The following is a 12,215-nucleotide window of genomic DNA, read 5'->3' on the forward strand; positions in this document are numbered from 1 at the left end:
AAGCACCTAGAGCGATTGCATCATTTCCTATCATAAATAGGCGTTTGTTGCCATCACCCTTTTCAAGCTGCATGGCACCAAAGTTATCGCCTAGTTTCTCACTCATATAGTCAAAGCCTGCTTGAATCGCATCAAGGTTCTTTTGAACGACTTGATCGCCCTTGCGGCCAAAAATCTCTACAACCACTTCTTTAAAGATACTAATATCAAGATTCAATACGGCACTTGAAGCACCGATTGCCACCATGTTCTTCATAAGCGAAGTTCCAAGCTCTGTTGCAATTTCTGTAAATGGAACAGCATAAAGTGTTGCATTCGTATCTTCAGGTCGTTCTGGGTTAAACTTTGCATCAGCAATGATAACCCCTTTATCATGCAATTCTTTATAGTTTACATCTATAGTCTCTTGGTCAAAAGCAACAAGAATATCTAAATCGTCAGAAACTGAACGCGTTTGCGTAGTGCTGACACGAATTTTGTTGTTTGTATGACCACCTTTGATACGAGATGAGAAGTGACGGTATCCATACAAGTAGTAGCCTAATCGATTAAGTGCAATACAGAAAATTTCCCCTGTACTTTCGATCCCTTCCCCTTGTTGTCCGCCAACTTTCCACGAAAGTTGATTGATCATCTTTTACACCCCTTTATGTACGTTCAAAATGGCAAACTTATACACTTTTATTGTAGCACTTCTCCATATAATTAACTAGATTGCCAGTCGGTTATGTAAGATATCTCTTTCGTTGCTGTTCCAGCCTTAGATGAAGGTGTACTAAACGATTCAATTCTAGACTTATCAATAAAAAAAAGCAACCCTTTCACATTATTTGTTACCAAAAATATGCATAATATTTTTACAATTTTCATAAACTAGTAAATTGACATAGTATCCTTTTTCTTATATGTGTCTTATAGGGAATCTCTTTGTGAAATTATTAAATAGAAATTTATCAACTTGATTGGTTGTGTAGTGTTTATATAATTCTTCCATTAACCTTGCATATCCTTGATACCTCTCCAGTCCCATTACCACTTTATCAATTCCATCGAAATCTGAACCGAAACCTAAATGATTTTCTCCACCTAGAGAACAAACGTGGTCAATGTGCTTTATTACATCCGTAATAGATGCAACTCCATTAGAAACAAGGAATTCAGGGACAAAAGTAATTCCCATTACTGAATCTTTCTTTATTAGATGGGTAATTTGTTCATCGTTTAAGTTACGAGGATTGGAACAGATAGAATGACAGTTAGAATGTGAAGCAATGGTTCGGAGATCATATTCCATTACATCCCAGAATCCGCGCACTGAAAGGTGTGACACATCACACCATGTGTTGGTTTCCTCTAATAAGGATACAACTTTATGTCCAAATGCCGTCAAGCCTCCGCCCCTTGGCTCTAGAATACCATCAGCTATTGCATTGGAATGATTCCAAGTTAACCCTACTGAAGATACTCCTAATCTAAGCAATGTTTTTAATTTCAGTAAATCTTCCCCAATACAATCGCACCCCTCAAGGGTAAGGACTGCTCCTATTTCATTTTCTTCTAGTAGATCTATATCTCTTTTACTTTTAACCAATTTCATGTTTGGTGTCTTTACAATATTTTCATAGAAATGTTCAATCATCGTCAAAGCTGCATGAAATCTCATTGATGGATGAATTCTTTCCGGAATATATATGGCAAAACATTGAACTTTCGATCCTGTACTTATTAATTGATTATTTGTAAGGTGTAAATCTTCACTATTATGGAATGATAGATTTGGATTAAGGAACATTTTCATTAAGACATCACAGTGCGCATCAAAAATTTTCGGTTTTGAATTCATGTCGTCCCACCTTTTTGAACTAGATTCTCTTTTTTTATAATAGCACGAATCACCTGTAGGAAATAACAAAAGCGGGAAACGTCTTCCAAGAGTTGACCGTCAGCTAAACACCGACACGACCTGTGGCGAACACTGACGCGACCACATCCTGTCGTAGTCAGACAAGCATAAGACAAGCTGGCTAGAAGGTTCGTTTTTACCTTAGGCTTATGACCTAGAGGCCGACTAAGGTAGGCACGTCCTATTCATCATTTCTAGACATGGACAATTTGTATTTCATAAAGTTATTCATACTTCTAGATTATATTTCCTGGTGTACATTAAAAATACCTGTTCGCAGCAGCAAACAGGTCAAGAGTATTACTATTAGTTTTCGTGAATTAATCCTTATCTAGGTTCCACAATTAATTTAATGGCTGTTCTTTCTTCGTTATCAATTTTAATATCTGTAAATGCAGGGACACATATCAAATCTACTCCACTAGGTGCGACAAATCCTCTTGCTATTGCTACTGCCTTTACAGCTTGATTTAACGCGCCGGCACCTATCGCTTGAATTTCCGCGGCACCTCGTTCTCGTAAAACACCCGCTAGCGCGCCTGCTACAGAATTGGGATTAGATTTTGCTGAAACCTTTAATATTTCCATTCCTAGCTCCTCCTTGCATAATTCCCTTTTCGAAAAAGGTATAAGATAATTCTAAAAATATATTTCTTACCATTGCTACTATATTCGTAGAATCTTATACTTATTCCAGCTTGGTCCCCTACGAACGGAAAAATTCAGAAAAAATACCAATAACAGTCACTGTACCCAACTGAAGTGTATAATTAGCTAATTAATCCATTAAAAAACTGCCACCAAGATATGGTGACAGCAACGACTTTAGAAGATTAACGGTTGATCTTCATTTATTAGAATACGATCTATTTTTTTGGTTTTACCAGTTTTATCATCAATTTCAAGTATCACTCCACTTAAAACTGTTCTACCTTCTTTAGGTACTTCAAAACGTGCTGGTAATGATGATAAGAATTTTTTTATGATGGGTTCTTTTCCCATTCCTAAAATCCCATCATAAGGACCCGTCATTCCAACATCCGTTATATAAGCAGTACCATTTGGTAGGATTCGATTATCAGCAGTTTGTACATGTGTATGAGTTCCAACTACAGCTGACACTCTTCCGTCCAAATACCATCCAAGAGCTTGTTTTTCGCTCGTAGCCTCCGCATGAAAATCTACAAAAATGATATTAGTTCGACGCTTGGCGATTTCGATTAATTCATCTGCCTTCTTAAATGGACAATCAAGTGGCGGCATAAAGGTTCTACCTTGTAAGTTAATGATGGCTACTTCAATTGCATTCCATTTTACAAATTTCAACCCCTCACCGGGTGCTCCTTCAGGAAAGTTCGCTGGTCTAACAAGATATTTTTCACTATCAATAAAGTCGTATATATCCTTGTGGTCCCATGCATGGTTACCTAGAGTGACAGCATTCGCTCCCCACTCCAGGAATTGGCGGTAGATTTTTTCTGTAATTCCTCTTCCTGCTGCGGAATTCTCGCCATTGATTACAATCGTATGTGGTTTATATTTTTCCTTTAATTTAGGTAAGTACTCTTTAACCATGTCTCTACCTGGAGAACCAACAACATCTCCAATAAATAATAACTTCATTCTGAAAACCCTTTCTGTTTACCCTTTTCTCCCATCCATTGTACCTTTTTTTAGGAATATAGTACAAATGACCGGCTTTCATCCTTCTCAAGAAACTTTTCGCTCGTTAGACATACAAAAAGGAGCGGTATTCTCACCGCTCCTTCCATGTTAAATCTTACAGATTTCTATTTTGCATATTCAACTGCTCGTGTTTCTCGAATAACCGTTACCTTAATATGTCCAGGATAATCGAGTTCTTCTTCGATTCGTTTACGAATATCACGAGCTAAACGATGTGCTTCCAAGTCATCAATCTGTTCTGGTCTAACCATGATGCGAACTTCTCTTCCAGCTTGGATAGCGAAGGATTTCTCAACTCCATCATAGGATTCTGAAATCTCCTCCAACTTTTCAAGTCTTCTGATATAGTTCTCAAGTGTTTCACTTCTTGCACCTGGTCTAGCAGCAGATAGTGCATCGGCAGCAGCAACAAGAACTGCGATGACAGAAGTTGGTTCAAAGTCCCCATGATGGGAAGCAATACTGTTTATTACAACAGGGTGCTCTTTGTACTTTGTAGCCAATTCTACACCAATTTCTACGTGGCTTCCTTCTACCTCATGGTCAATTGCTTTACCAATGTCATGTAAAAGACCAGCACGACGTGCAAGTGTTTCATCCTCACCAAGCTCAGCTGCAAGTAATCCAGAAAGTTGAGCTACTTCCATAGAGTGTTTAAGCACATTTTGTCCGTAACTTGTTCTGAATTTTAAGCGACCAAGAATCTTGATTAAGTCTGGGTGCAGACCATGAACTCCCACTTCGAAAGTAGTCTGTTCACCGATTTCACGAATATGTTCATCCACTTCCCTGCGTGCCTTATCGACCATTTCCTCGATACGGGCAGGATGGATCCGACCGTCTTGCACAAGCTTTTCAAGCGCTAAGCGGGCTGTTTCACGTCTAATTGGATCAAACCCTGATAATATGACTGCTTCAGGTGTATCATCAATAATTAAGTCAATACCTGTAAGCGTTTCAAGAGTACGAATGTTACGTCCCTCACGACCGATGATACGGCCCTTCATTTCATCATTTGGAAGATTCACGACAGATACCGTAGTTTCTGCAACATGATCAGCTGCACAACGCTGGATAGCAAGTGAAAGGACTTCTTTCGCCTTTTTATCTGCTTCTTCCTTAGCTCGGTTTTCATTTTCCTTAATCATGATAGCGATATCATGTGTAAGTTCCTTTTCAACACGATCTAGGATGATGGCTTTCGCTTCATCTCGAGTTAAACTTGAAATGCGCTCTAGCTCAGTTTGCTGCAAACGAATCATCTCGTCCACTTTGCTTTCCATCTCTTCAATATGCTGTTGTCTTTGGTTTAGAGAGTCTTCCTTTTTCTCTAGTTGATTTTCTCGCTTATCAAGCGAATCATCTTTTCGATCTAGGTTCTCTTCTTTTTGCAATAATCGATTTTCTTGTTTTGTTAATTCATTTCTACGTTCCTTAATATCACGTTCTGCATCGGAACGAAGTTTATGAATTTCATCTTTTGCTTCCAATAGGGCTTCCTTTTTCAAGGCTTCCGCTTCACGTTTTGCATCATCAATGATACGTTCAGCTTCACTTTTTGCCCCAGCTATTTTATTCTCAGAAATGCTCTTTCGAACAAAATAGCCAACAGCTGCACCGACGAATAGGCCAAGCAAAATGGAGATGATATCTGTAATTTCCATACTTTCACCTCCCCTTGCTATGAACTTGTAACTAATGTTTGTCAGTTGGCATGTAAATTGTTTCTTTCATACAATAAACAAGCACTTTGGATTTTCACAATTTTTAATTCAAAAAAGAAAAAATGTAAAATATACATATTAATTGTAATTCCGTGAAATTTTATTGTCAAGGGTTTGTCCCTACACGGTTCGCCAAAACATAAGAATTATTGCAATTTATTAAATAATCTATATTTGAATACCGCAAATTGTCTAGTTGCATAGAGAAGGTTGAGACGTAGAGGACGTTTATATTTCAATCCTAAGGCCACTACCTCGACTATTAGCTTTGTTAGTTTTATTAAGTACAAAATGAGACTTGGCATTCACTAGCCAAGTCTCAGACGTGAAAATTAATCTATTAATTGAAATTCATCTTGTTCGTTTTCATCCTCTGGAGCAATATGTTCTCCATCTAGATTATAATGGTCACGAATCTTTTTCATGACTTCAAGACGTAGTGAAGGGTTCTCTTTTAAGAAGAGCTTTGCATTTTCTCTTCCTTGGCCAAGTCGCTCATCATTATAAGAATACCAAGAACCACTCTTTTGAATGATGTCCAGGTCTGAACCCATATCGATGATTTCTCCTTCGCGAGAAATTCCTTCACCATACATGATGTCTACTTCTGCAGCACGGAATGGTGGAGCAACCTTGTTCTTCACAACTTTAATTTTAGTTTTATTTCCTACAACGTCATTACCTTGTTTCAATTGCTCAGCACGACGCACTTCTAAACGTACGGAAGAATAGAACTTCAAGGCACGTCCACCTGGAGTAGTCTCAGGGTTTCCGAACATGACACCGACTTTTTCACGAATTTGGTTAATGAAGATGGCAATAGTTTTTGATTTATTAATTGCACCTGATAATTTACGAAGAGCTTGTGACATTAAGCGAGCTTGAAGACCCACATGAGAATCTCCCATTTCCCCTTCAATCTCGGCCTTAGGAACTAATGCTGCTACAGAGTCGATGACAATAATATCGACTGCCCCACTTCTTACAAGTGCTTCAGCGATTTCTAATGCCTGTTCACCTGTATCTGGTTGTGATAACAATAATTCATCAATGTTGACACCTAGTTTTTGAGCGTATACTGGATCCAATGCATGCTCGGCATCGATAAATGCAGCTTGTCCACCACGTTCTTGTACTTCAGCAATCGCATGTAATGCTACCGTCGTTTTACCAGAACTCTCTGGTCCGTAAACTTCGATAATTCTTCCTCTTGGATATCCACCTACTCCTAAGGCAACATCCAATGCCAATGAACCACTGGAATACGTTGAAATCTTTCTGTCTGTTTGTTCTCCTAGCTTCATGATGGAACCTTTACCGAATTGCTTTTCTATTTGCTTTAACGCCATTTCAAGTGCTGCTTGACGATCGCTCACTAGAGTTCCTCCTTTATATATATAACCGGCATGTACCGATCAGAAATCTACAAATATTTTAATAGGTTCTTGAGTTTGTCTCATCTCAATTCCTATCTCTACTATAAACCCTTTTCTTGCGTTTGCCAAGCAAAAAATCGAACATTCATTCGATTTTTTTGAAGGAGTAATTATCATAAAATCCAATTTTCCCATAGGTAAAAATTAGATTTTCATTATAATAACTTCATAGAAAATAGAAATTTTAACTTTCAAAATTTTTTCTGTTCTTCATGATTTTGATTTTCGCTAGATAACTAAGCTATTAACCATCCGCCTGGAAAAGCTCAGCTGGACTTTAAATTGACCACTACGTCAACTTACCTCTTGCTACCCATAAATTCTTTCTGAAACTAAAAAAGAGTAGACCATAATATTTTGGCCTACTCTTGTAAATTATTTAATAGTATATGACAGCCATGCTTAACTGTACGAATTCTTATAGAATTTCTACTCCCAGCAAGATTAACAGAATATGCAACAGTAGGCTTTCCTTTCCTTGCTACTCCTATCCATACAGTTCCCACTGGTTTTCCCTCTACTTCATCTGGTCCTGCGACACCCGTAAAACTCATACCAATATCCGAACTAAGTTTTAACCTAACATTTTCAGCCATTTCCTTAGCGCACTGCTCACTCACTGCTCCGAATTCTACAATGGTATGTTCCTTAACATCAAGAAGCTTTATTTTAGCCTCATTTGAGTATGAAACAATTCCACCCATGAACAAAGCACTTGATCCTTGTAAAGAAGTTATTTCTTCTTGAAACATCCCACCTGTTAAGCTTTCAACACAAGACAGTGTCATGCCAGCAGATGACAATCTATTAAAGACTTCATTGATTAAAGAAGTAGTTCCATAGCCGTAATGGAATTCTCCAACTCTTGTTAAAATCTCTTTTTCTACTCCTTCAATTAAAACCATTGCGTCATCGTAATTAGAATGTTTAGCAGTTATGCGCAAAGTAACTTCTCCATCTGAAGCTAAAGGAGCAACAGTAGGATTTTGGTAATCTAAAAGGTCTTCCACCTTGGTTTCAAGTGCTGCTTCTCCAATTCCAAAGAAACGGAGAACCTTAGAATAGATGCGTTCCTTGCTATTTGTTTTTTTATAAAGAGCATCAGCACCGTAGGAAATAAACATTGGTTCCATTTCCTTTGGTGGACCAGGTAACAACATATATGTAATTCCTGACCGTGTCAAAATCATGCCAGGAGCCATTCCATGATCGTTAGGAAGGACAACAGAACCTTCTAAAACCAATGCTTGTTTTTTATTATTTTCCGTCATTTCTCTTCCAGTTTTCTCAAAGTACTGCGTTATGGATAATAAAGCATGCTCATCCATGATTAGCTTTCTATCTAGGTGCCTTGCAATGGTTTCTTTTGTTAAATCATCTTTTGTCGGACCTAAGCCGCCAGTAAAGATAATTAAATTGGACCTTTCTTCAGCAACTTCTATAGCCTTTTCTAGTCGAATAGGATTGTCTCCTACGACGGTGTGATAATATACATTAATTCCGATTTCGGCAAGTTGCTGTGATAAAAATCTTGCATTAGTATTTACGATTTGCCCTAAAAGTAATTCCGAACCGACAGCAATAATCTCAGCATTCATGCCAATCTCTCCATTCATTACTTAGAATGTTTAAAAACTTCTTTGTTTTTAATGAAATAATCCCAACCAGACCAAATGGTAAAGAACATTGCAACCCAAAGTGAAATTGTAGCAAATGGGAAAGAAATTAACTCAAATGGAAGATTATGCAACAACAATGCTGAAATGGCAATAATTTGTGCCCATGTTTTAATTTTTCCAAGCATATTTGCTGCTACAACTTCACCGGTACCAGCTAAAATCAACCTTAGTCCTGTCACGGCAAATTCACGGCTAATAATGATAATGACAATCCAAGAAGCGGCCAATTGAAGTTCCACTAGCACGATTAAGGCGGCTGAGACAAGTAACTTATCTGCAAGAGGATCAAGAAATTTCCCAAGGTTCGTTACTTGATTCAACTTTCTTGCATAATAACCATCAATCCAATCTGTTGTAGAAGCAATGATAAAAATCGCTGCACCTACAAGGTGACTAATGGGTATCGTCACTCCACCTATTGTTATAGATCCCCAAGAAAAAGGAAACAACATAACAAAAAGGAAAAGCGGAATGAGAAAAATCCTTGAAATTGTAATTTTATTAGGTAAATTCAAAATAAAAACCTCCAACAACAAAAAATAAAGTAAAGAGCAGATTACAAAAAGAAGTGTCGCCCGCCACAACGAACGACACCGAATGATTAGAGGCACTACTCGGCCTTCGTGAACTGTACGGTTATATCCTGTCTTACTTGTTCTGTAGGAGGGATAACATATTCTAGTTTTTGTTCATTAATGTAAATTTCTGTATCAATAGAATTACCAATTACCATTTCGGCTGCGACTTCATTAGTCATATCAACTTCTTTACTTTCATTGGCTTTTAGAGTTCCTTGGAAAAATGAGAAGCCTTTACCATTCTTAATATTGACCCAAGTATTGCCCTTTGAAACCAATTTTACTTTGAAAACATTCGTATTTTTTAATTCAAAAATAGAATCTCTACCTTTACTAGATACCATTGTGATTTCTTGTTTAGGTTGTTCTACAACCTCTTCTTGTTTTTCTTCTTCAGTAGTAGTGTTTTCTTCAGCCTTCTCTTTTTCTTCCTCTTCTTTTTTTGTAAGAGGTGAATTTTTCTTTTCTTGATATTTAACAGTTTCAGATTGATTTTCTTCAGTATTTTCTTTTGTATTGTTTTCTACGCTTTTTGAAATTAGTACCCAAGCTAAAACAGCTGCTCCCACTAGAAAAACAACAGCAAGTGCTTTTGGAAGTATATCCATTGCTTTTGACGTCCTTGGAGATAACGTATTTCTTGTCTTAACTCTTGATAGTTGGGTTGGTAATTCATCATTATGTACAGAAGGAATATCCGATTTGTATTGCTCAAAGATTTCTTCTGGCTCTAAACCAATCGCTTCAGCATATTGCTTAATGAATGCTCTAACATAGAATTTTCCAGGCATCATTCCATAGTTGCCTTCTTCAATTCCCACTAAATAGCGCTTCTGGATTTTCGTCATACTTTGCAAATCGTCTAAGCTTAACCCTTTTGCTTCGCGTTCTTCCCTTAGTCGATTACCTAATTCAGTCAATTGTAACACCTACCATATTTTTAAAAATCAAAGGATCCAAAATCAGAACCACTCAACATATCGTTCTGTTCGACCACTTCATATGTTATTTCTTCATCAGGGTTATTTCTCAGTTCAATAATATAGTCAAAATCATCCAAAGTGTATTCAGAGTTTTGAACAAACACATCTGGATGTTCTATTACTTTTACAGCGTTTAGCCTCATAATTTCCCTAACTAACTGCCAATGTTTTTCATTTGCTCTACGGGTAGAAACGATACCATCCAAAATAAACAAGTTGTTATTATTATACTCGTCCTCTATCAATTGACTTCTTATCGTTTGTTTTAAAAGTGTAGAGGAAACGAATAGCCATCTTTTATTGGCACAAACACTAGCAGCAACAATGGATTCTGTTTTCCCTACTCTTGGCATACCCCGTATTCCAATCAACTTATGTGTATCTTGTTTGAAAAGTTCAGCCATAAAGTCGACAAGCAAACCTAATTCGTCTCGAACAAATCGGAACGTCTTTTTATCATCTGCGTCTCGCTGAATATAACGTCCATGACGGACAGCTAGACGATCACGCAGCTTTGGCTCTCTTAGTTTTGTTACTTTTATCGTATCCATCGTAGAAAGAATTGATTCAAGTCTCTCAATATTCTTACAGTCATTTGCTAAAAGAAGAAGACCACGCCTGCCTTCATCGACACCATTAATCGTTACAATGTTTATGGAAAGCATTCCGAGTAAAGAAGAAATGTCACCTAATAGTCCAGGGCGATTTTTTTGAATTTCATATTCTAGATACCATTCTTTACGATCCATGTGTTATACTCCCTCGTCACCTTTGAGGCGATGCCTTATTGTACAGTTGCATCTCTTATAATATATGATTTTCCCATAACTTGAAAGGAAAAACCTACAAAAATCGATTTTGAGTTATCACTCTGAAACCTTGAACCGAAACAAGACGTGATAAGAGGAACGAAATATTAATACTAGAGATAAATTTAATGAAATTTTCCTTATAAGTCCTATTGCTAACAATTGACGTAGTCATCCTTTTTCAATAAAAAAAGAGTGGAGAGCAAATTCTCCACCCAACTATGGTTAGCGAGTACCGTTATTACTTACAAGCTTAACCATCATATTAGCAATACTATGTTTCTCTTCTTCAGAAGCAACTGACCATAGGTCGGCTAAAACTTTTTCTTGATCATTTTTAGGCTGAACTTGTTTTGCCAAATAATCACCAATTTCATATGCTAGCTCTGAAACAGTTTGATGTGTTACTCCTTGTGATTCAGCGTTATGAAGTCGGTCTCCTAAAAAGTTTTTCCATTGATCCCAGTTTTCTAAAACTGACATGATTTTCACCCTTTCTTTTGGTACTACATCATGTAGTTTGTCTTGGGATTCTAAAGAATATTCATGTTTATGTATACCAACCGCCATTTACAGATAATATTTGACCTGTAATATAGGATGACTTTTCTGATAATAAAAAAAGGATGGCTTCTGCGATTTCATTAGGTAAACCCAATCTTCCCATTGGGATTTCATCTTTTAGTGACTCTAATTCATCCATGGAAAATTGATTTAACATTTCTGTTTGAACGGCACCAGGCGAAACTGCATTTACCCTAATTCCGGATAACGCGAGTTCTTTTGCAAGGGCTTTGACAAAGCTTTGTTGACCGCCTTTTAGCATGGAATATAAAACTTCACAAGCTGCCCCAGTTTGTCCCCAAATGGAAGTTACGGCAATAATATTACCGCTATCATTTCTTTTTATTTTTGGGAGTAATTTTTTAACAATGGTATATGGACTCGCAACGTGGAGTTGTATCATTTCCATGATTTCTTGTTCTCCAACATCTTCAATTAATCCATAGTGACTCTTTCCACTATTTAAGACAATGCCATTTAATGAAAAAATTTGCTTGGCAAGGATTTCAGGACCTTGTGGTGAAGAAAGATCTGCTCTTACAGGAATATACTCCCCACCAAAGTGTTCAAGTTCTCTTATAAGATTACTTATTGCAACTTGATTGGTATTGTAATGAAGATATAAATTAAACCCATTGGAAGCAAGTAAAGTCGAAATGGCTCTCCCAATTCCCCCGCTTGCACCCGTAATAAGAATGAATTGTTTCACGTTTTGAACCCCTTCTATATTAACATACCACCATTGTACAGGATTTTTATAACTAGAAAAAGAGGCTGACTCAAAAGGTCGTTGAATGACGATCATTTGAGTCAGTTTTTTGTGTTTCTACGGGATTTTATGTTTGAGGGGAAG

Annotated in this window: 12 protein-coding genes; all 12 read right to left on the reverse strand. The window is 37.2% G+C overall.

The window, feature by feature from the left end; all coding sequences use genetic code 11:
* The coding region (locus DBX25_RS21130) for a 2-oxoacid:acceptor oxidoreductase family protein (RefSeq protein ID WP_240620131.1) at positions 1–634 on the reverse strand (634 nt) is incomplete at its 3' end.
* A gap of 267 nt (positions 635–901) precedes the next feature.
* Positions 902–1,843: a dipeptidase gene (locus DBX25_RS03200; RefSeq protein ID WP_108669324.1), complete on the reverse strand. Its 942-nt coding sequence runs from the start codon at positions 1,841–1,843 to the stop codon at positions 902–904.
* 387 nt (positions 1,844–2,230) lie between these two features.
* Positions 2,231–2,491, reverse strand: coding sequence for a stage V sporulation protein SpoVS (gene spoVS, locus DBX25_RS03205; RefSeq protein ID WP_108669325.1), 261 nt, complete (start codon positions 2,489–2,491; stop codon positions 2,231–2,233).
* 237 nt (positions 2,492–2,728) lie between these two features.
* Complete coding sequence (locus DBX25_RS03210; RefSeq protein WP_108669326.1) at positions 2,729–3,526, reverse strand: TIGR00282 family metallophosphoesterase; 798 nt, start codon at positions 3,524–3,526, stop codon at positions 2,729–2,731.
* A 167-nt stretch (positions 3,527–3,693) separates the two neighbouring features.
* A complete protein-coding gene (gene rny, locus DBX25_RS03215) occupies positions 3,694–5,253 on the reverse strand; it encodes a ribonuclease Y (RefSeq protein WP_108669327.1) in 1,560 nt (519 codons plus the stop codon).
* Between the two features lie 392 nt (positions 5,254–5,645).
* A complete protein-coding gene (recA, locus tag DBX25_RS03220; RefSeq protein ID WP_108669328.1) occupies positions 5,646–6,689 on the reverse strand; it encodes a recombinase RecA in 1,044 nt (347 codons plus the stop codon).
* 422 nt (positions 6,690–7,111) lie between these two features.
* The gene (locus tag DBX25_RS03225) at positions 7,112–8,347 is read right to left on the reverse strand and encodes a competence/damage-inducible protein A (RefSeq protein WP_108669329.1); all 1,236 of its coding nucleotides are present in this window, start codon (positions 8,345–8,347) and stop codon (positions 7,112–7,114) included.
* 17 nt (positions 8,348–8,364) lie between these two features.
* Complete coding sequence (pgsA, locus tag DBX25_RS03230; RefSeq protein ID WP_276309570.1) at positions 8,365–8,946, reverse strand: CDP-diacylglycerol--glycerol-3-phosphate 3-phosphatidyltransferase; 582 nt, start codon at positions 8,944–8,946, stop codon at positions 8,365–8,367.
* A gap of 92 nt (positions 8,947–9,038) precedes the next feature.
* The gene (locus DBX25_RS03235) at positions 9,039–9,935 is read right to left on the reverse strand and encodes a helix-turn-helix domain-containing protein (protein WP_338066667.1); all 897 of its coding nucleotides are present in this window, start codon (positions 9,933–9,935) and stop codon (positions 9,039–9,041) included.
* A gap of 11 nt (positions 9,936–9,946) precedes the next feature.
* Positions 9,947–10,738 (reverse strand): DUF3388 domain-containing protein, encoded by a 792-nt coding sequence (locus DBX25_RS03240; protein ID WP_108669332.1) that lies wholly within the window; start codon positions 10,736–10,738, stop codon positions 9,947–9,949.
* Between the two features lie 285 nt (positions 10,739–11,023).
* Positions 11,024–11,281, reverse strand: a complete 258-nt coding sequence (locus tag DBX25_RS03245) for a DUF3243 domain-containing protein (RefSeq protein ID WP_108669333.1) — start codon at positions 11,279–11,281, stop codon at positions 11,024–11,026.
* Between the two features lie 67 nt (positions 11,282–11,348).
* A complete protein-coding gene (ymfI, locus tag DBX25_RS03250) occupies positions 11,349–12,071 on the reverse strand; it encodes an elongation factor P 5-aminopentanone reductase (protein ID WP_108669334.1) in 723 nt (240 codons plus the stop codon).
* Positions 12,072–12,215 lie beyond the last annotated feature (144 nt).

Origin of the sequence: Peribacillus acanthi, from assembly GCF_003073175.1 — a bacterium.
Lineage (GTDB): Bacteria > Bacillota > Bacilli > Bacillales > DSM-1321 > Bacillus_BN > Bacillus_BN acanthi.

Bases quoted from the DNA above. Each gene is read 5' to 3' on its own strand.
- rny (WP_108669327.1), bottom strand. From the start codon at position 5,253: ATGGAAATTACAGATATCATCTCCATTTTGCTTGGCCTATTCGTCGGT.
- DBX25_RS03200 (WP_108669324.1), bottom strand. From the start codon at position 1,843: ATGAATTCAAAACCGAAAATTTTTGATGCGCACTGTGATGTCTTAATG.
- DBX25_RS03240 (WP_108669332.1), bottom strand. From the start codon at position 10,738: ATGGATCGTAAAGAATGGTATCTAGAATATGAAATTCAAAAAAATCGC.
- spoVS (WP_108669325.1), bottom strand. From the start codon at position 2,491: ATGGAAATATTAAAGGTTTCAGCAAAATCTAATCCCAATTCTGTAGCA.
- DBX25_RS03225 (WP_108669329.1), bottom strand. From the start codon at position 8,347: ATGAATGCTGAGATTATTGCTGTCGGTTCGGAATTACTTTTAGGGCAA.
- DBX25_RS03245 (WP_108669333.1), bottom strand. From the start codon at position 11,281: ATGTCAGTTTTAGAAAACTGGGATCAATGGAAAAACTTTTTAGGAGAC.
- DBX25_RS03210 (WP_108669326.1), bottom strand. From the start codon at position 3,526: ATGAAGTTATTATTTATTGGAGATGTTGTTGGTTCTCCAGGTAGAGAC.